The sequence below is a fragment of the Zhaonella formicivorans genome, assembly GCF_004353525.1.
GTDB lineage: Bacteria > Bacillota > DUOV01 > DUOV01 > Zhaonellaceae > Zhaonella > Zhaonella formicivorans.
Genome location: NZ_CP085524.1, coordinates 2,646,782 through 2,666,365, shown reverse-complemented (window position 1 = coordinate 2,666,365; position 19,584 = coordinate 2,646,782). Strand labels below are relative to the sequence as shown.

Here is a 19,584-nt window from a genome sequence, read left to right as displayed (position 1 = left end):
ATTCATGGTGTGGAATATAAAATCGATGGAATAAAGCGTATGGTGGTGTAAATTGTGGGAAGAATTATTGCCATTGCAAACCAAAAAGGCGGTGTGGCCAAAACGACCACAGCTGTCAACCTAGGAGCTTGTTTGGCTAACCAAGGCAAAAAAGTACTTTTAGTTGACATGGATCCGCAAGGTAATGCCACAAGCGGTTTAGGAATCAACCGCCTCGAGGTGCAGCACTGTGTATATGATGTGCTCATTAACGGGGCGTCTTTAAAGAGCGTGAAGCAGAAAACTGAAATATCCGGTTTGGAGGTTATACCGGCAACAATTCAGCTGGCAGGTGCGGAAATTGAACTGGTTTCCGCCATATCAAGGGAAGTAAAGCTAAAAAAAGCTTTGGAACCGGAAAAAGGCAATTACGATTACATTTTGTTGGACTGTCCTCCCTCTTTAGGATTATTGACCTTGAATGCTTTGACAGCAGCCGACCGAGTGCTGATACCGATTCAATGCGAGTATTACGCCCTGGAAGGTCTGGGGCAGCTGATGAATACCATCCAGCTGGTACAAAAGCATCTTAACCCTAAACTGGAACTGGAAGGCGTAGTGTTAACCATGTTTGATGCCAGAACTAACCTTTCTATTCAGGTAGTTGATGAAGTAAAAACCCATTTCAAAAATAAAGTATTCAGTAGTATCATACCACGTAATGTAAGATTAAGTGAAGCTCCCAGTCACGGTCAGCCGATAATCACCTACGATCCCCGTTCCAAGGGTGCGGAAGTATATCAAGAATTAGCAAGGGAAGTGATCGAAAATGGCTAAAAAAGGATTGGGCAAAGGGTTAAGTGCGTTGATCCCTTCTTCTATAAACCCGGAAATGACCACAACAATTGAAACGGAAAATAACAACGGAAACACAGCAACCCGAGTTGTGGAAATTGCGGTGGAACAGATAGAACCTAACAAGTATCAGCCCAGGAAGGTTTTTAATGCGGACGGGCTCGAAGAACTGGCTTTATCTATCAAGGAACATGGTGTGGTGCAGCCGGTAGTTGTTAGAAAAATAGAAGAAGACAAATACCAGCTTGTTGCCGGAGAACGGCGTTGGAGAGCTTGTAAACTAGCCGGGTTAGAAACTATACCTGCCATCATTAAAGGATATAGCGAACAGGAAACTACAGAAATTGCTTTAATTGAAAACATACAGCGTGAGGATTTGAATCCCTTAGAAGAGGCCGCAGCTTATAAAGTATTAATTGAAGAGTTTGGTCTAACCCAGGAAGAGCTATCGAAAAAGGTGGGAAAAAGCAGGCCTTATATAGCAAATTCACTCCGCTTATTGAATTTGCCTGAGCAAATTAAAGAGATGGTTGCTAACGGAAGCATTTCTGCAGGCCACGGCAGGGCCCTGTTATCCCTTCCGGAAGCAGGACAGCTTAGGCTAGCGGAAAAAATACAAAAGGAAGGGTTAACCGTACGTGAAACCGAAGCTTTAGTTAAAAGCATTGGTATTCTAGGCAGCCAGCAGCAAAATAAAAAGAAGGGAAATACAGGTAAAAAAGATCTTTCTCCGGAAATCATCGATATAGAAGAAAAACTCAGACATTACTTTGGCACCAAGGTTAGACTGCTAAACAACAATAATGGGGGAAAAATAGAAATAGAATACTATAGCGTAGAAGAATTGAACAGGATACTGGACCTGTTATCTATTTCCTAAATGTTTCACGTGAAACACAATTGGGTTGTTTCACGTGAAACATTTTTTGTTACCATTTAACCCATCTAGTACTGTTAACATTATACCTATCTCGAAAATGTAACCCTTGTGTCTGTTGATCCGAGATGACTTCACCAGGGGCGCTGCCCTATTCAGGCTCTATGTAAGCTTTATAAACGGCCGCATAAGGGCGACTTGGCTTCTGCCGGCCCTAAAGGACTGGAATTTCTATGCATTATGAAACATAATGCTAGAAATTCTGGCGTGCTTACGCTTGGCACAAGCTAAGTCTTCTTTACGTTTGACTTCCAGCGGCACTCGACTTTCACATTGTCCTGCCGCTCCACGCTTTGTGAGTCCATGCTGTTCGACCGGACAGAGATCAGGAGACACAAGTCCATGCATGCATAAGACTTGTCTGAAGAATGTTATCAACTAATACTCTTTACAGCACGCTTTACGGCTCGTTAAAAAGAGTAGATACAACACAATAGGTTAAGATCTTAAAAAGAACATAATTGTCTGCCCGCCATGGAAATAAAAGTACTGGCGCTATTACAATTTCATAAGATAAGATATAATAAGTACGATTATGAACTTTAGTAAAATATTTTGGGGATAGGTGACCACAAATGAAATCAAATATAAAATCAGTAATACTTGACTGGCTTCTAACCATTGTGCTAGCAGTTATTTTATCTCTAGGTATTAGAACCTACGTGGCTGAAGCTATGTGGATTCCGAGTGAATCTATGGTTCCTCAATCCTCCCCCGTCAGCGAATTTAGACGAAAAAATATTAATAAAAAGAGTTGTTGGTTTACCTGGTGAAACAATTTCTATAAACAACGGGCTTGTTTATATCGACGGGATGTTACTTAATGAGCCTTATATATATGAAAAAGCAAATCATGATTTTGGTCCATATGTAGTACCTAAAAACTCTGTTTTTGTAATGGGTGATAATCGCAACAACAGTTATGACAGTCGGTCATGGGGAGCATTGCCAATTAATAATCTTATTGGTAAAGCCGAATTTCGCTATTATCCTCTAAATGAAATTGGAATTTTAAGTTGTAAATATTAATAGCGTATTTATTCAGACCGTCGACAAACTATTATCAGCCCGCATATATTATGGAGCAGGACTGGTTTCCTCTAGGCTGGGGCTTTGCTAAAAGTCATCACGTGAGAGCTGGCCCAGAGCAAAGTAATAAATTGAGCTTTGTCTATACACTGTAACTCCTTAGCGGGGTTTATTTTTTTGCAATAACACTAAAATAAAAGAATAAGTTTTGTATACTTTTTATGGCCTCAGCTGTTATATATATGAAAATTAATTATACACTGGATAGTCTTAACCGGTTAAGATGCTTGTTCCTGATTAAGGTGGTGAAATATGCGGGATGAAACTTTAGAACAGCTTCTATTAAAGGAAGCCAATCTGGTATTTAAATACCTTATAAAAATGGGAGCTTCCAAAGAAGATGCCGAAGATATTGTACAGGAAACCTTATATAAGACCATAAAAAATATTGATGCAATCGATGGACATAACATGAGAGCATGGCTCTTTAAGGTTGCTATCAACAGTTATTACAGCCTGTACAACAAGAAGAAAAAGCAAAGCACTATTGCCGCAGACCATCTGCAAAATCTGAAAATGCTAACTGAAAGCACGGAAGATTACTGTATAACCGAAGAAAAGAGAAAAGTTATTCAAAAGGCTTTGGACCTCTTGAAGCCATCCTATAGGGAGCTGCTGATTTTCAAGTATGTAATGGAGCTGTCCTATAGAGATATAGCAAATCTTTTAGAAACGAGCGAAGAAAAGGTAAAAGTTTACCTTTATAGAGCCAGGAATAAATTTAAAGAGATCTGGGAGGGGTTGAACCTTGAATAAAAATCAATATTACAACGATGAACAAAAAGTTGAAAAGGAATTGGATAGTTTATTTGATGACTTAAAAAATACTAAATTAAAAAAGGCAATTAAGAAGGCCCAGTGGCACTCCATTTTCCGCAATGTACTGATTAGCTTTGTGGTCCTGGGCGTTATGCTAGTAGGAGGTTCAATTGTAAATAGAGAATTAATTTATAATATGGAAATGCCGGTGCAAATTGCCGTAGACAGTTTTAATAAAATTTCTGCACCTAATAAATATATTGGCAAAGTTTCGAGGTATCATGAAATTCTCGGCGGTAGAAACGAATATACCACCTACAAAATTATCGAAGGAAAAGTTGTTTTTGCCGGTGAAGGGGATTATAGCTATGGTTTGTTGCGCAATGAATGGGGTAACAGGATTGGGACTGAATCACCTTCAATTTTGGGAGCCAGCCATGATGTCGGGGATTTAAAAGAGCAGAAATATAACGAGCTAGGCCAGAGAGAAATGGTCTTCTTTTACCCTTTTATCAGCTATCCGGAATATAAAAACGATCTACAGTTACTCGACAGTATTGGTTCAGATAAAATTATGGAAATGGCTTTGTCCTTCGATCAAGCTTATAGCCTGGATGAAGTTAATAAAATGCTGCCCAATAATGTAACTTTAGCATGGTATTGGGTAGATGACTTAAACGAGCAAGAAAAAGAAGACAGCAAGCCACGTAAGGAAAAGCAACAAGGTCCTGACGGAAAAACTCATGAAGTGGACTACCCTGCCAGGATACGATCTGAAAAAAACGCATACGGTATTAAGGCTTATGATGTGAACAGGGAACCTCTGGAGGATCCCGCACAGCTTTTTATCTGGGCACTACAAAACGGAATGAAGTATGATACAAAGTATAAAAGCGAATTTGTACGGGTTTATAATAACATCGCGGGACAGGACGGAGAATTAACTAAGGAAGATATAAAGGTGTGGGGAGTTGTTGTTACAGGGGATGTTAACAACTTAAAAACCCTTCGTACCTTGCCTTTTATTAAGGCATCTTCATTAGGGGTAGTTACAGAAAAATATTAAAATTGGTCTTTGATCCCTTGTCCCCTCATTTCATTATTAAGTTACCGGTGACTGATGACTGGTGAGTGTGACTAATGGACTAGGCCTTTAAGAAAATGACGAGGTTGTGTCTCCCAGTTTGGAGATCCCGCAGCCGGCCGAAGCTCCACTGGCTCATCCTCTGGTTGTGATGCCGGCCGCTGTCCTGCTCCTTTACACCCTGCGGGTCGCCAATGTAGACCTTCTTTGCTCCACGTTGCAGGCACCAGTCTACTGCCATTTTCGTGATGGCATGTTCGGCATGAGATATTTGATCTCCGATTCAATTCAAAAAGCGGTACTTGGCCGACAGGAGTTTCCTCCGGCGGTTGGAGCCTTTATGGGTGCGGGAAATAGCCTTCTGGAATTTTCTCATAGTTTTATTTCGCAGGCGGCGCAGAGAACGCAAATGCCGAGCGCTGAGGACCAAGGCTTCCTGGCCATCGGTCAGAGTTAAGGCATGGACTTCGCCCGGGTCTACGGATGCTACAGCATCACCCTGTACTCTCTCCAGGGCGGGCTTGACTACCGCTATATGCAGCCAGTAGCCGTTGCGATGCCAGACCAGCTGAACCTGTTTGATTTCCAATTCCTTCAGCCTTACGGGCAGCTTTACCTTGAGCGGCGGTTTCCTCCAGCCGTTAGACAGCCTGAGATAATCGTCCTCTACGGTGATGCCGGTAATTTTCCACGTGGGGGTGAAAAACCGTTTTAGCCGCCAGGTATAGCGCCATTCTGTATGGCCTTCTTCGTAAAGCTTCTTCGTCCTCTTCCAACATATTTATGTTGTATACGCAATGGTTAATTTTTCTTTCCATATCTAGCTTTATTTTACCCTAAGAACAGAGGTTTGGTCTATATGTTTGATTTAAGCGAACAAATATGTCCCCTTTATCCTACATCCTACCCCACAAGGGGATAGGTTTTCGAGGGCGGACTTCTATAAAAAATAAAAAGAAAAAGCATTCTAACACACATGGAAGAAAGACGGGTTTACATTTTACCCAACGGCAAAATATATCCAAAACTTGGGATTTGGGAAGGAAAACGACAAAAACCTTTGGTAATAGATGTAGATAAACTGCCTGCCGGAGCAATAGAGAAAATTGAACTAACCTACGACAGGGGGTCTATGCTGGCTGTCAGCTGCGATGACGGTACACTGCCCAAAAAGAGCACCGGTTTCCATATGGCAGCCATTGACCCGGGCGAGTTTTACAGCATAGCAGCAGTCTGTGAGAACGGTCAGGGAATTATGCTCCCTGATAATTTGTTCCAGGCGCCGGCGGCTGAGCGAACAAACCAGGGCAGGCCGGAGCACTATGCCCGGGTGCGGCTGGCCAGTGTAGTTACTACCGCCTCGCTCGATTACGACGAGCCGCTGACTATTTCTGTTTGTCACCAGTGTTTAAAATGCGTGCGGGAATGCCCATCCGGCGCTTAGGATGATTGGGAAAAAAGCTACTCCCAGCAAACCGGCTGACTGTTAATAAAGAAAAATGCGTAGCGCCGGCAAGCGCTGCGGCCTGTGCGTTAAGGCATGTGCACAAAAATGATTTAAATTTGTGTAAACTGTTTTACTGCACCAATGCCCATATTTTTTTATGCTATAACAAAATGCCAGGGGGTGAAACAGTTTGTCCGGAAAAAAAATATTGTGCTGCGGCATACTGCGCCATGAACTGGAACACCTGTTAGGGGAACAAAATGCAGATATTACCTACATCGACGCAGCTTTACACGTAGATCTTAATAAGCTGGCCCAATCCGTAACCGAAAACTTGCGCGGAATAGCTTGAATCAATATCCCTTTGATAATAGGGAATCAATGCCATCCGGAGATGGAGCAAATAGCTGCAGAACACGGCGGGCGGGTAATTCAGGCTAAAAGTTGCATTGAGATGCTCCTGGGAGAAAAAATGGCGGAGCTGGACGCCGAAGCCAAAACTTTTTACCTCACCAGCGGGTGGCTGGAAAACTGGCGCAAGATCTTTATGGAAGGGTTGGGTTGGGACGCGGTTGATGCCCGACAAAATTTTGGTTATTATGATCGTATATTGCTTTTGGACACTGGAATTGTACCCATTGACGACATGAATCTGCTTGAATTCTATGACTACGCTCAAGTGCCCGTGGAAACTATACCGGTGGATCTGGACAATTTACGCAAGCTGTTGGAACAACTTTTGAATGGGTGAAACAATTAATGCAAAAAATTAAATGCATGAAAGAGCTGGCCCTGTTCGCTACCCTTGATTTTACGGAACGGGAAAAAATCGGGGTACTGGCCGGTAAAAAAGTCTACCGTAAAAACGAAATGATTTTCCGGGATGGAGATCCCGCGCATACTATTTACCTAATCAAGTATGGCCAGGTTAGGCTGTTCAAAGTTTCGGAAGGTGGCAAGGAAATTACCCTCGATATCCTCAAAGAGGACGATATTTTCGGTGAAAACACTTTTTTTGAAGAAAACGCCCGCCATACCATGAATGCTCAGGCGATGAAGGATACCTTTATCTGCTCATGTAATAAAGAACACTTCGCCATTTTGCTGCAAAACCCGCAAACAGCCCTGAAAATAATACAACTGCTGGGGGGCAAATTAAATAATTACACCGATAAGGTTGCCAGCATTGCCTTCCAGGATGTGAAAGGTAGAATTTCGGCCATGCTGCTCAGGCTGGCCGGTGAATACGGAAAACCTTCTCCCGAAGGAACCATTATCGATATCGACCTCACTCACCAGGATATAGCCTCCCTGGTCAACGCCTCGCGGGTCATGGTGACCAATGTTCTGGGCGATTTGAAGCAGGAGGGGGCCATCGCCACCAGGGGACACCAATTTATCCTTTTAAGCAGGGAAAAACTTGCCGGCGCCATCGAAGCCGTGTAACGGGGCTGGTGGTATGATTAAAAAAAAATTACATTGCCCCAAGCATAGCCGGGATAAAGAAGAAGTTGACGCCCAAATTAAAAAAATGGTCAGCCGGGTAAATCTGATGCGGGATTTACTATTCGAAATCAAAGCCGACACCCCCCTCGGCAAAACCGTTAAAATGCTTTTGAACCTGTTTCTCTGTGAGGGTGAGGAAGGGATTTTGGATTTGACCGGCATTTCTTACCACAAACTCGCCAACTTGATTGGTATCAGCCATACAGAGCTGCAGGAATCCCTGGAATACTTACAACAACAAGGCATAATTTTATATAGACCGATATCCAAGTAAAGAAATTGTAAGTTGCTACTCATTAGTGGCAATTCAGCTTGTAGACAAAGCCAGCATGTATTATTTCGCTCTGGACAAGCTCCTACGCCGTAACCGGCAGCATAGCTGCCGACGGCTGTGGAAACCAGTCCCGCTCCATAATACATGCTGGCTATTAATAGTTTGTCGACAGTCTGAGTTGCTACTCATTAGTGGCAACTTTTTATTTTTCTTGTAAAACAGTTTACATATTTTAGTTGCTTTTACAAGTAATATAATGTTAAAGCTTTTAAGCTTACTCTAAAAAATTTAAAAGGAGGAATCACCTATATGTCAGTACGCGAAACCATTAAAAAACAGATTATCGGAGCCCTTCAAGGAGCGAATTTCCCCATAGCCACTCCGGAAGCCTTACTGGCCGCTTTCCCCCAGGGAGCGGATACTACTTGCAAGGCCGGGGACCTCGAGGTTACCGCCGGTGAAGCCGGGAAGCTTTTGACAGCCGAGGATTTTCCTTTCAACAGCGCTGAAGAAGTGGCTGAAACCATCGTGAGCAGGGCCGGGCTTAAATAATAAAATCGGGGGAAAAAATATTATGCAAGTTATAGGTGTAAGCGGCAGCCCACGAAACAATAGTTCCGTAGATAAGCTGGTAAAACTCATTCTCGAAAACTTGAATATTTAAAATGGAAGGTCATGGTGAAATAACAGCTAAATATTTAAAGACCTTTTTTGAAATGTACCATGGTATCGAAATGGTGGACACTATTATTGCCAGTGGCACAACAACATGCTATGTATTTGGCTTTGGCGAACATTGTGCTATGAGTGCTTTCCTACACCAGCATGGTGAAGGAGCGAAGATTACTAAGGACATGATAGTCCCAATTGAAAAGCAGACCAGTGTAATAAAAAACATTAAAAAAAACTATCCGATGGTTAATACGTCTAATATATAAAAAGGTTTGGTTGCCAACCATTTACTTGACCGGTAAAATGTGGATAATTAAGATTCTTTGGATGTTTAATCAGATGGGTAATAAATGCATTTATTATTTCTACAACCGTGTGGATGTCGGTGACTATCCTGACATATAATTTTTTCAGTATGAGGCAGCTCAATATTGAGATGTTCTTTTGCGAGTTGGCAACTTAGTGCTAATGCGGTTCGCACAAAGTTTTTGCAGCAGCAGGGGCCGGTTTGATTAGCGATAGCTTCAATGACCCGAGAAACGACGTGCATAGTGATAGCGGTTTCTTGGTCCTTTGGACAGGCAGCGTCAAGGATGACACTAAAGCAGGCTCCAATTGCGATAGCCACTCCACATACTCCGGTCAGACCACAATATGCGCCAATCGCTTGCTTCCGTGTCCGATTAAGTGCTTCGGCGATCTTGCAGTCTGTAACCTCAATCTTGCCATGATTTTTTATGGCGGCCAGCAAAGCACCGGCTGCAACCCAGGCATGTTCGCATCCTAACATAGGGAGCGAAACACTCTTCATTATCTCTTCGGCTATCCGCAAGGGATCAGTCCCTTTGGCAGCAAGTGATAAATTTAAAATATCCTCCAAGAATTTTTTACCGTGACAAGTATCACAGATATAATGACCATTTCGACAATAAACATAACCGTTTTCTACAGCGCCGCATTGCATACATGTAAATTCCTTGCCAACTTCAAGGTATTCCAGTTTTCCTCCGCAAACCAGACAATTTTCGGTATTAATTTTCCGGTGTTGACCAACACCTTTTTCCGCAGAACTTCAACAGCCAGTGCCTTGGTTCACCTGTTTATTGGTTAGCATGTAATCACCTCCAATTCGATACTAGCATATACAAACATCCATATAAATACTTCATATTTATGAATATTCATCAGCAAAGCCCGGGCAAGGGTAACTGCCTGGGCTTTTTCGTTGAGTAAAAGAATCAGTATGACTTTACTTATAGGCTTAAATGAAAAGTTTTATTAACCAATAAACAACTAAGACCCAAAAAAGTATGATTAATAGCGCGGCGAAGGTCCCTTTCTTTTTAAGTTTTGGCAATTGCTCCGCTTGAGCCCGACATTCAGCTAAAACATCTTTTGGTATTAATTTAATGGCAAAAGCGATGCCCGCGGGTATAAGAACCAGATCGTCCAGATAACCAAGAATCGGAACAAAGTCGGGAACCAGATCCACGGGGCTTAATGCATACGAAAGAATTGCGCCGATTAATACCTTAGCATACCAAGGAGTATTTTTATGTTTAAATGCCAAATACAATACCCCAATGTTTTTCTTCAGTTCCCTGGCACGGGATTTTAAAAAATCCAGCTTGCTTAATTTTTTTTCTGAATTCATGCCGTAACTCTCCAAATTAATTAATATTTATCTATTATTTTATTGTACTTTTTTCTTAGCCTCTTGTCCACGAGCGAGGCCTATCGGTAACAAAAGTGCAGGTAACCGGAAGACGCAAATTATGATATAGAGAGTGCTTCCCTTGTTGACAACGATTGAGAGATAAATTGTGTGTTTTTTTAAGCTATATTTTTGTTTTGCATATTTTCATATCTTTATGTATAGAACACGAATTAAAAGGAAGTACAGCAGTTTAAAAAAATAGTTTTATATTGTTTCACGTGAAACAAAAATTTTCAGACCCTGCCCAAAGAAAGTATATTATAGGCAAAATAAGGCAAATGTAAGAGGGAAAAGTTCTTTCAGGAGGGATCTGCTATGCCCGAAGGATATTTTTTGAAATTTGGCGGGGTTAGGTTTGTGAATAATGTACCGCCGGAAAAAATTAATCAATTTGTCATGGAACTTCCTGAAGAAAAACGGGCCTCTCTCTACAGTGTAGCAAAAGAACTTTCGGATCATGGATTAATCTCTATTCAGGAAGGCCAATTTAGCAGTATCGATGAGGAAACCATTACGTTTTTGCAATGAGCAGGGTAAATAATCCCTGCTTTTTGTTTTTTTTTAGAGTTTACTAAGCACATGGAGTCTAGAGATAGTATCAATGGCTTTGCTTTTTCGCTGGTTTATTTTTATTACATTTAACAAACTTTGATAATTATTAGATAAATTATGGTAAAATAATTAATGTTGACTAAAGGGTGCAAGTAATTGGCAGTTGAAGGAGTGTAGCAATGATTTATTTGGATAATGCTGCAACTACCTGGCCAAAGCCACCGGTTGTGATTGAAGCCATGGAAAAAGTATTGACGCAAATGGGGGCTAATCCGGGCAGAGCGGCCCATGGGATGGCTCTCATGGCCAGCAGGACCATAGTTAAGGCCAGGGAAAGTATTGCCAGACTTTTTAACATACCTGACGCCAGTTGTATAGTATTTGGACCTAATGCTACTTTCGCCTTAAACCAGGCCATCAAGGGTTTTTTAAAACCCGGGGATCATGTGGTAACAACCAGTATGGAACATAACTCCGTGTTCAGACCTCTCTGGTCGTTGCAAAAGCAAGGGGTGAAAATGAGCATTGTACAGTGTTCAGAGACCGGCCAGCTGGATGTGGAGAAACTTGAAAAGGCATTACAACCAAATACGGCATTGATTGTTATGACCCATGCTTCAAATGTAACAGGTACATTATTGCCCGTAAAAGAGGTGGGAGAAGTGGCAACTGCAAGAGGTGTTAAGTTGTTATTGGATGCGGCGCAAACTGCAGGTGTTTATCCCATTGATGTCCAGAAATTGCATATAGATATGCTGGCATTTCCCGGGCATAAGGGTCTTTTAGGGCCGCAGGGAACAGGGGGCTTATATGTTCGGGAAGGGATTGAACTTATCCCATTATTGGAAGGCGGGACCGGTGGCAATTCGGAATCTCCTGAACAGCCACAAGTTATGCCTGACAGGCTGGAAAGCGGAACCCATAACACAGCTGGCATAGCAGGCTTAGGGGCTGCGGTTGATTATATTATGGAACAGACAGTGGATAAGGTCCGCCGACACGAACTGGAACTAGTTGCTCATTTTTTGGATGAAGTAAAAAAAATGCCCGGCATTACAATTTATGGCCCTCAAAACCCAGAGCAAAAGGTTGGCGTTGTTTCACTTAACGTAGCCAATGCTGATTGCGGTGAAATTGGGTATTTGCTGGATCAAGTGTATGGCATAGGTGTTCGCACCGGGTTGCACTGCGCTCCCAACGCTCATCGCACCATAGGTACGTTGGAAAGCGGAACGGTCAGGGTGAGCTTTTCTTACTTTAACACTCATGATGATGTAGAACAATGCCTAAAGGCATTCAGTGAGATTGCTAGAAATTTGGTATAGTCATTCTTGCTGCTGAATTACTACAGCATTTTTAAGCCCTAGTTTTAGAATGATTGCTTGTGACAGCGAATGGATACTGACTAAAAGAGCGGAGGAGTGGATATGTGGGGGACCATCGTCAATGCTTTGGCCATTGTGGCCGGCGCGTTGCTAGGTAAAATACTGGGAAGCGGTTTGCCGGAATATGTACGGCATACGGTGATGCAGGCCATTGGATTGGGTGTGCTGCTCATTGGTATGCAGATGGCGTTTGCTACGCAAAATGTCATTATTGTAATAGTTAGTCTGGTGCTTGGTGGAATTATAGGTGAATTAGTCAGGTTGGAATACTGGCTGGATAAGATGGGTGAGTGGCTGCAGGCCAAATTTACCAGGCCTGGTTCTGAAAATCTTTTTGCCAAGGGTTTTATTACTGCCAGTCTGGTTTATTGTGTTGGCGCCATGGCCATAATGGGTGCTCTGGAAAGCGGTTTAACGGGCAAGCACCAAACATTATATGCTAAATCAGTTTTAGATGGTGTCAGTGCTATGATGTTTTCCTCCACATTGGGTATAGGAGTGGCCTTTTCTGCTTTTCCTGTGCTAATTTACCAGGGGACAATCACCATGTTGGCTGCCTGGCTGCAGCAGTTCTTAACCGCTGCGGTCATTGCGGAAATGAAGGCCACAGGAGGAGTATTGATTTTTGGTATAGGTTTAAATTTGCTGGAGATTACAAGGATAAAGATAGGCAACTTGCTGCCTGCGATCTTTTTTGCCTTTCTAATTGCTTATTTCATATAAAAGTGTTATTGAAGGTGAAATTATGCGCATAGAAAATTTAGATACGCCTGCGCTGGTGCTTGATCTGGATAAGCTGGAACAGAATATTAGGGACATGAGTGCTTTCGCTAAAGAGTACAATATCAAGCTTAGGCCCCATATCAAGGCCCACAAAATTCCTGAGATTGCGCTAAGGCAAATTGAAACAGGAGCCGTAGGAATTACCGTTGCTAAACTAGGTGAAGCTGAGGTTATGGCTGAGGCAGGCATCACCGATATCCTGGTAGCTTATCCTGTTGTTGGGCCGGAAAAAGTTGAGAGACTGGTAAATCTTGCCAAAGAAGCGACGGTGAGTTCCGTAGTTGACAATTTAGAGCAAGCCCAAGCGTTAAGCGCTGCTTTTAGCAAGGCGGGCCTTACTTTGCCTGTGCTGGTGGAAATAGATACCGGTTTAAAAAGGTGCGGCCTAGCGCCCGATAAAGAAGTAGCGGAATTTGCAGCCAGGCTGCAAGCGTTGCCCGGGCTAACTTTTAAAGGTTTAATGACCCATGCCGGTCATGTCTATGGGGTGAAGGATCCAGGAGAAGTGCCACGCATCGGCAGGCAGGAGGGTGAAATTCTGGTCGAATTAGCTGCTCTACTGGCAGAAAAGGGAATTGAGGTGGAGGAGGTATCCGTAGGCTCCACTCCAACCGCCAAACATTCGGGTAAAGTGGAAGGTGTAACAGAAATCAGGCCCGGCAACTACGTTTTTTATGATGCAATCCAAATCGGATTGGGGGTTGCACTGCCGGAACGCTGCGCGCTGACAGTTCTCTGTACGGTGGTCAGTGCTCCGGAAAAGGGCCGTAGAATCATTGACGCCGGCAGTAAGACCCTGGCTTTAGACAGGGGGGCTCATGGAAATGCTCTTGTAACCGGGTACGGCTATCTTCCGGATTGGCCCGGTTGGCAGGTAGCCAGGCTTTCGGAAGAACACGGGATTATGGAGAGCGAGAAGTCAGGCCATGGGCCACGTTTGGGAGAAAAAGTACGGATCATACCTAATCATGCCTGCCCGGTGGTGAATTTAGCCGACGCAGTATATGTGGTTAAAGCGGGTGAAATAGTGGAAAAATGGCAGGTTGCTGCCAGGGGCAAAGTTACCTAGCAGTATTTAACTGCTGCAGTGCTAGAGATTTGGCCAAGTCATAAATTGTCTTTAAAGCAAGTCCTGTTGATTTGGCCACAAGCTTGCAATCCTCATACTCCGGGACAACCTGCAAGTAAGTTTTACTTTTTTCTTGCAGCATATAACCGCATTTTACCCTAACTTCTTCGCCGTACATCCGGACTTTAATAAAATCACGGTGCAGTTTATATCTTGTTTGCCGGGTTAGAGAAATTCTGGAATCAGAAAACATTTTCCCGATAAGTTCCAGGAAAAAGTGTTCTTGAGCTCTCGGGCAGAGGACTGTAACCTTTATACAAAAACTTCCATTTTGGGCCAGAGGCGAAAAAAAGACGTCCAAGGCGCCTTTTTGGAAAAGTTTTTCCATGGCCCAAGCCACTTCAGCCCCTGTTCTTGCGCACCAGATCTGAATTGTTGAAGTTTCATCCGTTAAAAAGGGGTGTAAATGGTGCATCAGTTTGTGGTCTCCTTCAATAAATGTTTTAAAAAGAATTGTCAAAATAAAGGAAAAATCACCATCATGTTGAAATAATTAAATGTTTTGTCACAATTTTTATGCAGAATATCAGAATGGAGGATAATTAATGTCCTTTAATCTATCAGGATTGGACATGCTCAATTCCATCATAGCAAATAATCTAGCCCTTGTAATAAGTATTTTGCTCTTTTTTAATATTGTTTTATTTGTTGCTTTGTACGCCAGCGCCCGGGGGAGCCGGAAGCTGTGGCAAAAGTACCGGGAGATGATGGCCGGATGTGAAACACAAAACTTAGAACAAATGTTGATTGATTGCCGTAAAAGGACTGAGGGCTTTGCCGAAAAAGTATTCCGCGTGGAACAAGCTGAGCGGGATCTGGAAAATAAGTTTGGGAGCGCTGTACAAAAAGTGGCGGTTATCCGATACAATGCTTTTCCCGAAATGGGAAGTGATTTGAGTTTTTCTGTTGCTCTTCTGGATGCTAATGCTAACGGCGTGGTGCTTACCAGTATTTATGGCCGGGAGGAGTCCCGTACTTTTGCTAAGCCTGTGGAGGCAGGCACTTCCAGTTACAGGTTGACCGAGGAAGAAATCCAGGCTATTCAAAAAGCAATGGAAGGCGGAAAACAGCGAAAATAACCATATTGACTTGACCCTGGTAGGTGGTATTTTTGCTTAGGAAGCCAGTACATAAAATGCTGTTTAAAAAGCGGCAAAATGTAACACTATTGATTATACCCGATGCCAAAAAAGAAGCGGCCCGTTTTTCCGTTCCATGGTGGTTTATTTACTGCATTGCCACACTTGTTATTGGAACTTCGCTTGTAAGCTTATATTTTACTTTTAATTATTTTAATTTAAAGGCTGAGATAAAGCATTTGGAATTTGTTCGCCAAGAAAACCGGAAGCAAGCTGCCCAGATCTTACTTTTGCAGTCAAAAACGGAAGCTATGAAGGAAAAGTTGGAATCGGTGGAAAAACTGGACCGGGAAGTACGTGCTATGATTGGTCTAAAAACAGCGGACACCCAGTCCCAGGATCTGTTGCGGCAGCAGGAAGCCAGGAGGGAAACCCAGACTTTGAGCTCCCGTGAAGATTCCGGTTTGATTGAGAGAATGGAAGAGGAATTGGATGAAATCCAATCCGAGGCGGAGTTGCAGTCCCTCAAGCTGGCCAAGTTGAAAAAGGATGTAGAGCGGAAGCTGGATTACCTGGCTGCTTTGCCCGACCTTTGGCCGGCAGAAGGAAAGATTACGGATGAATTTGGCCCGCGCCGGTCACCTTTTGGCCGAAGGCAGGAAACCCACAGCGGCATTGATATTAACGGAAATTACGGCGATCCGGTCTTAGCGGCCGGAAGCGGCATAGTAGTTTATGCGGGGCGCAAGCCGGTGTGGGGCAAAATCATCGTCATCGATCACGGCTATGGCTACAAATCCTATTATGCTCATAATTCGGAACTGCTCGCTCAGGCAGGGGAGCACGTTAAAAAAGGGCAGCCGATTGCTAAAATTGGCAGTACGGGACGGAGCACCGGCTCTCACCTGCACTTTGGGGTAGAAAAAAATGGACAGTTCATTGATCCCTTGGAGGTTCTTTCCAAAAAATAAAGGAGGTAAATGCCGATGTTCGGCAAAAAAGAGGAGGCTGCTTTTGATAAATTTGAAACCTTGATTGGCAAAGATACCATTTTTCGAGGGGTTTTGCAAGCTTCGGGCACTATCCGTGTGGAAGGCTCTTTCCAAGGGGAAGTGAATTCCCAAGGAGATGTGGTAGTTAGCGAGACCGGGCGGTTGGAGGCAAACGTGAAGGCCAGGAATTTGTTGGTCGCAGGTTTTCTTAAGGGAGACGTTGAAGTTACGGGAAAAATCCAATTGGCTTCAACAGGAAAGATTTACGGCAATGTACAGGCGGCTGGCCTGATCATAGATGAGGGCGGGGTACTGCATGGCAACTGCCTGATGGACAAAGATGAAATAGATGAAGAAAAGGGTCCCCGAAGAATGCCGGAGGACAGTAAGAATAAAATTCAACCTGTCGCTTGAGACAGGTTCAGACCTTCGACAAATTATTATCAGCCAGCATGTATTATGGAGCGGGACTGGTTTCCCCAGCCGTCGGCAGCTATGCTGCCGGTAACGGCGTAGGAGCTTGTCCAGAGCGAAATAATACATGCTGGCTTTGTCTACAATCTAAACCTGTTGCTTGAAACAGGTTTTTTCTATGTTTATTTTTTTAGCGGTTCGGCAAACTAAAGGTGAAGGGGGGAATTGTAGTTGTTTAAAAATCGCACAATGGCAGGAAAAATGCTTGCTGCTAAATTACAGACACTGAAGTTAACCGGAAAACCCATTGTACTGGCTATACCCAGAGGCGGTGTGGTGGTGGGTTATGAAATAGCAAAAGCACTTAAAGCTCCTTTGGATCTATTAATTCCAAGAAAACTGCCGGCTCCTTTAAACCCTGAAGTGGCTGTGGGGGCTGTTGCCCAGGATGGGACAACCTACTTTAATGAAAAACTACTGACCTACCTGCACCTTTCTCCTGAGTCACTGCAAGAAGAAATAGATAAGGAAAAAAGAGAGATAACCAGGCGCATGGAGAAATTCAGAGGGAGTAAGGAATTCCCCGACTTAAAGGGAAAAAGTGTGATTGTAGTGGATGATGGGATTGCTACCGGGTTTACTATGTTGGCAGGTATTCGATTTATTGCGAAGCAGCAGCCGGAGGAAATTATCGTGGCTGTGCCGGTTGCTCCTGAAGATGAGGTGCAAAGGTTAGGTAGAGAAGTAACGCAGATTATAACCTTGGCTATTCCAAAGGATTTTTACGCCGTTGGGCAGTTTTATGAAGATTTTACTCAGACCGGCGATGAAGAAGTTACGGCATTGTTAGCAAAAGCCCGGGCCGAGGAGACCGTTTATGTATAAAAAAACAGCTTGGTCTTTGCCGACCCTGCTGTTTTTTTTTTATTAATAATGTGCAATTTTTATTGTAAAGTTTGGGGGAGATACTCCAGAAAATGAGTCTGTGCTAATTGGTATCCTTTATGTATGCTTTGGGCGATAAGATCGGCCATTTTCCACACAAGACTTAACCGGGTATTTTGCAAAACAAAATACTCCATATAACCGCCCACATTAACAATTCCGGTAAAGTGCAATTCGCCTACTTCAGGAAGATTTTTATTTACACCGGCACCTGGCTTTAAAGCTCCTAGTGCCAGAGTGATTGAACCAACACTGTCTGATTGGCCAAGGCAAGCATCAACAGCTACAATTAACGGGTTTTTATATTTTTCTTTTATTTCCTGAAGTTTAGTACTTAAGTTGCTGGCATGAACCGGGTCTTCCAAGGAACCGTAAATATGTATATCCCGGGTGAGAACCGACAATTTGGTACCTACCAAGGGACCTAGGCTGTCACCGGTTGATCTGTCTGTTCCGATTGAGACCAAAATGATTGGCCGGGAAAAATCGGAATTGAGGCCTTTGAGATGTTGAAAAAAACCGTAACTAAGACGTTCAACTATATGTGGGTCCTGGTAATGATATTTGATTTTAGCTGGAAACTTGAACTCCATTGGATCTTGTTTAGGTTCCAGGGAGGCAAGGCGCGATAAAAAGGAAAAAGTGGACATGGCTAACCTCCTGAACATGTTCTGCGTCTAGAGTATATGCTTTAAAAACCGATTTTATACTGCTTTAACGCCGTTTGTGCCGTCTTTAGCCAAATGTTTCTGCCAAAAACTTGCACCAATGAAGACCTGTGACAAATACAGCTGTACAGCTGCATATCAATTAACTAAAGCCATTAGGTATTAACTAAAGAGAATAAGGGTGATGGCTGTTGGCTAACTTTTGCGGGGGGGTCTGAAATTGAAGCAAGCAGGGCGGCACAGTTTTGCGGTAGCTAGTTGCTATATGGGCGCTTTGATCGGTGCAGGTTTTGCGTCCGGCCAGGAAATTTTGCAATTTTTTGTGCAATTTGGAAAGAGGGGCTTGTTAGGAATTGCTTTGGCCGGATTTTGCTTTGCTTTTTTGGGAGGTTACACTTTAAATTACAAATATTATTACGGTCTTAAGTCATACGGAGAATTTTTAAACCATATATTAGGCAGCCGTTTGGGCAGGCTGGCAGACCTTTGGATCACATTTATTTTATTTACCGGTCTGGTTATTATGCTGGCCGGCAGCACAGCAACCCTGCACCAGCAGTTCTCCATACCATTTTTGCCGGGACTTATTTTAACTTATGCACTAATTCTCTGGGCACTTTCGACCGGTGAAAAGGGAGTATTAATTTTTAACAGCCTTTTAATACCGGTTTTAACCTTTATTACAATAACAGTAGCTCTTTTGGCTCTGGGCAAAGGTTCTCCCCAGACGCTGATTGAAACGACCCCCAAACTTGCCGGCGGCAGCTGGTTTTTTGCTGCTATCCTATATGTTTCCTATAATATGATTTTAGGGACAGTGATCCTGGCTTCTTTGGAGATCACCTCCGAAACACAGATCTGGGGCGGCATTTTAGGAGGCATAGGACTGGGTGTTTTGGCGGAAATCATGGGTGCAGCTCTCTATAGCAATTACCGGGAAATTGCCATCCTGAATATTCCTATGTTATACTTAGCCAAAGAAATGAACTGGGTTTTAAACTACTTGTATGCTCTTGCTATCTGGTTTGCAATGCTGACCACGGCTGTGGCCAACATTTTTTCCTTATCGGAGCGTTTGGCGAAAATCATAAATATACCCCGTTTTGCGCTGGTTGTAGTGCTGCTCTTGTTGGCTGCTTTGCTTACACCCTTTGGCTTCAGCCGGTTAATAGCAACTCTTTACCCCTTTTTTGGCTATCTGGGGCTAGTGCTGTTAGCTGGAATTATTTTATCTCTGCCCCGTGGCTTGGGCTTTCATTTAAAAAAATATTTTCGGAAGTAGACCTATTTTGGTGATAAGTGCTTTCATTACCTTTTA

The 19,584-nt window shown here is 43.2% G+C and carries 27 protein-coding genes; 21 read left to right on the top strand and 6 right to left on the bottom strand.

Going from position 1 to position 19,584, the window contains the following annotated elements:
* Positions 1-54: 54 nt before the first annotated feature.
* From EYS13_RS13090 to EYS13_RS13070, 5 genes are all read left to right on the top strand, one after another.
* Positions 55-816, top strand: coding sequence for a ParA family protein (locus tag EYS13_RS13090; protein ID WP_227763516.1), 762 nt, complete (start codon positions 55-57; stop codon positions 814-816).
* A complete protein-coding gene (locus tag EYS13_RS13085; protein ID WP_227763514.1) occupies positions 809-1,714 on the top strand; it encodes a ParB/RepB/Spo0J family partition protein in 906 nt (301 codons plus the stop codon). The genes EYS13_RS13090 and EYS13_RS13085 overlap by 8 nt, the downstream gene beginning before the upstream one ends.
* Positions 1,715-2,458: 744 nt before the next feature.
* Positions 2,459-2,800 carry a signal peptidase I gene (gene lepB, locus EYS13_RS13080; protein ID WP_227763512.1) on the top strand — a complete coding sequence of 114 codons (342 nt, stop codon included), beginning with the start codon at positions 2,459-2,461 and terminating at the stop codon, positions 2,798-2,800.
* A 312-nt stretch (positions 2,801-3,112) separates the two neighbouring features.
* Complete coding sequence (locus tag EYS13_RS13075) at positions 3,113-3,616, top strand: RNA polymerase sigma factor (RefSeq protein ID WP_227763509.1); 504 nt, start codon at positions 3,113-3,115, stop codon at positions 3,614-3,616.
* Positions 3,609-4,685 carry an anti sigma factor C-terminal domain-containing protein gene (locus tag EYS13_RS13070; protein WP_227763507.1) on the top strand — a complete coding sequence of 359 codons (1,077 nt, stop codon included), beginning with the start codon at positions 3,609-3,611 and terminating at the stop codon, positions 4,683-4,685. The genes EYS13_RS13075 and EYS13_RS13070 overlap by 8 nt, the downstream gene beginning before the upstream one ends.
* A gap of 301 nt (positions 4,686-4,986) precedes the next feature.
* Here EYS13_RS13070 and EYS13_RS13065 read toward each other — a convergent pair whose 3' ends face one another.
* Positions 4,987-5,292, bottom strand: coding sequence for a hypothetical protein (locus EYS13_RS13065; RefSeq protein ID WP_227763505.1), 306 nt, complete (start codon positions 5,290-5,292; stop codon positions 4,987-4,989).
* 52 nt (positions 5,293-5,344) lie between these two features.
* A complete protein-coding gene (locus tag EYS13_RS13060) occupies positions 5,345-5,521 on the bottom strand; it encodes a hypothetical protein (protein WP_227763496.1) in 177 nt (58 codons plus the stop codon).
* 158 nt (positions 5,522-5,679) lie between these two features.
* Between EYS13_RS13060 and EYS13_RS13055 the strand changes: the two genes are divergently transcribed.
* From EYS13_RS13055 to EYS13_RS13025, 7 genes are all read left to right on the top strand, one after another.
* Entirely contained in the window at positions 5,680-6,147 is a 468-nt protein-coding gene (locus EYS13_RS13055) for a hypothetical protein (protein WP_227763494.1), read from the top strand.
* A 193-nt stretch (positions 6,148-6,340) separates the two neighbouring features.
* Positions 6,341-6,502, top strand: a complete 162-nt coding sequence (locus EYS13_RS13050) for a hypothetical protein (protein WP_227763492.1) — start codon at positions 6,341-6,343, stop codon at positions 6,500-6,502.
* A 12-nt stretch (positions 6,503-6,514) separates the two neighbouring features.
* Entirely contained in the window at positions 6,515-6,901 is a 387-nt protein-coding gene (locus EYS13_RS13045; protein WP_227763490.1) for a DUF1638 domain-containing protein, read from the top strand.
* Positions 6,902-6,909: 8 nt separating this feature from the next.
* Positions 6,910-7,596 (top strand): Crp/Fnr family transcriptional regulator, encoded by a 687-nt coding sequence (locus EYS13_RS13040; protein ID WP_227763488.1) that lies wholly within the window; start codon positions 6,910-6,912, stop codon positions 7,594-7,596.
* A 13-nt stretch (positions 7,597-7,609) separates the two neighbouring features.
* Entirely contained in the window at positions 7,610-7,930 is a 321-nt protein-coding gene (locus EYS13_RS13035; protein ID WP_227763486.1) for a hypothetical protein, read from the top strand.
* Positions 7,931-8,239: 309 nt separating this feature from the next.
* Positions 8,240-8,482: an MTH865 family protein gene (locus tag EYS13_RS13030; RefSeq protein WP_092485132.1), complete on the top strand. Its 243-nt coding sequence runs from the start codon at positions 8,240-8,242 to the stop codon at positions 8,480-8,482.
* A 113-nt stretch (positions 8,483-8,595) separates the two neighbouring features.
* The gene (locus EYS13_RS13025) at positions 8,596-8,868 is read left to right on the top strand and encodes a hypothetical protein (protein WP_227763484.1); all 273 of its coding nucleotides are present in this window, start codon (positions 8,596-8,598) and stop codon (positions 8,866-8,868) included.
* Between the two features lie 65 nt (positions 8,869-8,933).
* Here EYS13_RS13025 and EYS13_RS13020 read toward each other — a convergent pair whose 3' ends face one another.
* The gene (locus EYS13_RS13020; RefSeq protein ID WP_423055280.1) at positions 8,934-9,716 is read right to left on the bottom strand and encodes a DUF5714 domain-containing protein; all 783 of its coding nucleotides are present in this window, start codon (positions 9,714-9,716) and stop codon (positions 8,934-8,936) included.
* A 147-nt stretch (positions 9,717-9,863) separates the two neighbouring features.
* Positions 9,864-10,256 (bottom strand): YkvA family protein, encoded by a 393-nt coding sequence (locus EYS13_RS13015; RefSeq protein ID WP_227763480.1) that lies wholly within the window; start codon positions 10,254-10,256, stop codon positions 9,864-9,866.
* Between the two features lie 378 nt (positions 10,257-10,634).
* On the opposite strand from EYS13_RS13015, the gene EYS13_RS13010 reads away from it, so the two are divergent.
* From EYS13_RS13010 to EYS13_RS12995, 4 genes are all read left to right on the top strand, one after another.
* On the top strand, positions 10,635-10,847 hold the full coding sequence (locus EYS13_RS13010) for a hypothetical protein (RefSeq protein WP_227763478.1): 213 nt from the start codon (positions 10,635-10,637) through the stop codon (positions 10,845-10,847).
* A gap of 203 nt (positions 10,848-11,050) precedes the next feature.
* On the top strand, positions 11,051-12,196 hold the full coding sequence (locus tag EYS13_RS13005; RefSeq protein WP_227763476.1) for an aminotransferase class V-fold PLP-dependent enzyme: 1,146 nt from the start codon (positions 11,051-11,053) through the stop codon (positions 12,194-12,196).
* Between the two features lie 102 nt (positions 12,197-12,298).
* Positions 12,299-12,979, top strand: coding sequence for a DUF554 domain-containing protein (locus tag EYS13_RS13000; RefSeq protein ID WP_227763473.1), 681 nt, complete (start codon positions 12,299-12,301; stop codon positions 12,977-12,979).
* 22 nt (positions 12,980-13,001) lie between these two features.
* The gene (locus EYS13_RS12995; RefSeq protein WP_227763471.1) at positions 13,002-14,108 is read left to right on the top strand and encodes an alanine racemase; all 1,107 of its coding nucleotides are present in this window, start codon (positions 13,002-13,004) and stop codon (positions 14,106-14,108) included.
* Here EYS13_RS12995 and larC2 read toward each other — a convergent pair.
* Positions 14,101-14,583, bottom strand: coding sequence for a nickel pincer cofactor biosynthesis protein LarC2 (gene larC2 / locus EYS13_RS12990; protein WP_227763468.1), 483 nt, complete (start codon positions 14,581-14,583; stop codon positions 14,101-14,103). The genes EYS13_RS12995 and larC2 overlap by 8 nt on opposite strands.
* Positions 14,584-14,713: 130 nt before the next feature.
* Between larC2 and EYS13_RS12985 the strand changes: the two genes are divergently transcribed.
* The 4 genes from EYS13_RS12985 (at position 14,714) to EYS13_RS12970 (ending at position 17,538) form a co-directional block, all read left to right on the top strand.
* Positions 14,714-15,247: a DUF4446 family protein gene (locus tag EYS13_RS12985; RefSeq protein ID WP_227763466.1), complete on the top strand. Its 534-nt coding sequence runs from the start codon at positions 14,714-14,716 to the stop codon at positions 15,245-15,247.
* 32 nt (positions 15,248-15,279) lie between these two features.
* Complete coding sequence (locus tag EYS13_RS16385; protein ID WP_277998204.1) at positions 15,280-16,218, top strand: M23 family metallopeptidase; 939 nt, start codon at positions 15,280-15,282, stop codon at positions 16,216-16,218.
* Positions 16,219-16,233: 15 nt separating this feature from the next.
* Positions 16,234-16,653 carry a bactofilin family protein gene (locus EYS13_RS12975; protein ID WP_227763463.1) on the top strand — a complete coding sequence of 140 codons (420 nt, stop codon included), beginning with the start codon at positions 16,234-16,236 and terminating at the stop codon, positions 16,651-16,653.
* Positions 16,654-16,884: 231 nt separating this feature from the next.
* The gene (locus tag EYS13_RS12970; RefSeq protein WP_227763461.1) at positions 16,885-17,538 is read left to right on the top strand and encodes a phosphoribosyltransferase; all 654 of its coding nucleotides are present in this window, start codon (positions 16,885-16,887) and stop codon (positions 17,536-17,538) included.
* Between the two features lie 59 nt (positions 17,539-17,597).
* On the opposite strand, the gene yyaC is transcribed toward EYS13_RS12970, so the two are convergent.
* Positions 17,598-18,248, bottom strand: coding sequence for a spore protease YyaC (gene yyaC, locus EYS13_RS12965; RefSeq protein WP_227763459.1), 651 nt, complete (start codon positions 18,246-18,248; stop codon positions 17,598-17,600).
* A gap of 238 nt (positions 18,249-18,486) precedes the next feature.
* On the opposite strand from yyaC, the gene EYS13_RS12960 reads away from it, so the two are divergent.
* Positions 18,487-19,548, top strand: coding sequence for a YkvI family membrane protein (locus tag EYS13_RS12960; protein ID WP_227763454.1), 1,062 nt, complete (start codon positions 18,487-18,489; stop codon positions 19,546-19,548).
* Positions 19,549-19,584: the final 36 nt, after the last annotated feature.

Coding starts and splice junctions, on each gene's coding strand:
- EYS13_RS13085 (WP_227763514.1), top strand. CDS start 809: ATGGCTAAAAAAGGATTGGGCAAAGGGTTAAGTGCGTTGATCCCTTCT.
- EYS13_RS13075 (WP_227763509.1), top strand. CDS start 3,113: ATGCGGGATGAAACTTTAGAACAGCTTCTATTAAAGGAAGCCAATCTG.
- EYS13_RS13060 (WP_227763496.1), bottom strand. CDS start 5,521: ATGGAAAGAAAAATTAACCATTGCGTATACAACATAAATATGTTGGAA.
- EYS13_RS13055 (WP_227763494.1), top strand. CDS start 5,680: ATGGAAGAAAGACGGGTTTACATTTTACCCAACGGCAAAATATATCCA.
- EYS13_RS13040 (WP_227763488.1), top strand. CDS start 6,910: ATGCAAAAAATTAAATGCATGAAAGAGCTGGCCCTGTTCGCTACCCTT.
- EYS13_RS13035 (WP_227763486.1), top strand. CDS start 7,610: ATGATTAAAAAAAAATTACATTGCCCCAAGCATAGCCGGGATAAAGAA.
- EYS13_RS13030 (WP_092485132.1), top strand. CDS start 8,240: ATGTCAGTACGCGAAACCATTAAAAAACAGATTATCGGAGCCCTTCAA.
- EYS13_RS13025 (WP_227763484.1), top strand. CDS start 8,596: ATGGAAGGTCATGGTGAAATAACAGCTAAATATTTAAAGACCTTTTTT.
- EYS13_RS13015 (WP_227763480.1), bottom strand. CDS start 10,256: ATGAATTCAGAAAAAAAATTAAGCAAGCTGGATTTTTTAAAATCCCGT.
- EYS13_RS13010 (WP_227763478.1), top strand. CDS start 10,635: ATGCCCGAAGGATATTTTTTGAAATTTGGCGGGGTTAGGTTTGTGAAT.
- EYS13_RS13005 (WP_227763476.1), top strand. CDS start 11,051: ATGATTTATTTGGATAATGCTGCAACTACCTGGCCAAAGCCACCGGTT.
- EYS13_RS13000 (WP_227763473.1), top strand. CDS start 12,299: ATGTGGGGGACCATCGTCAATGCTTTGGCCATTGTGGCCGGCGCGTTG.
- EYS13_RS12995 (WP_227763471.1), top strand. CDS start 13,002: ATGCGCATAGAAAATTTAGATACGCCTGCGCTGGTGCTTGATCTGGAT.
- larC2 (WP_227763468.1), bottom strand. CDS start 14,583: ATGCACCATTTACACCCCTTTTTAACGGATGAAACTTCAACAATTCAG.
- EYS13_RS12985 (WP_227763466.1), top strand. CDS start 14,714: ATGTCCTTTAATCTATCAGGATTGGACATGCTCAATTCCATCATAGCA.
- EYS13_RS12975 (WP_227763463.1), top strand. CDS start 16,234: ATGTTCGGCAAAAAAGAGGAGGCTGCTTTTGATAAATTTGAAACCTTG.
- yyaC (WP_227763459.1), bottom strand. CDS start 18,248: ATGTCCACTTTTTCCTTTTTATCGCGCCTTGCCTCCCTGGAACCTAAA.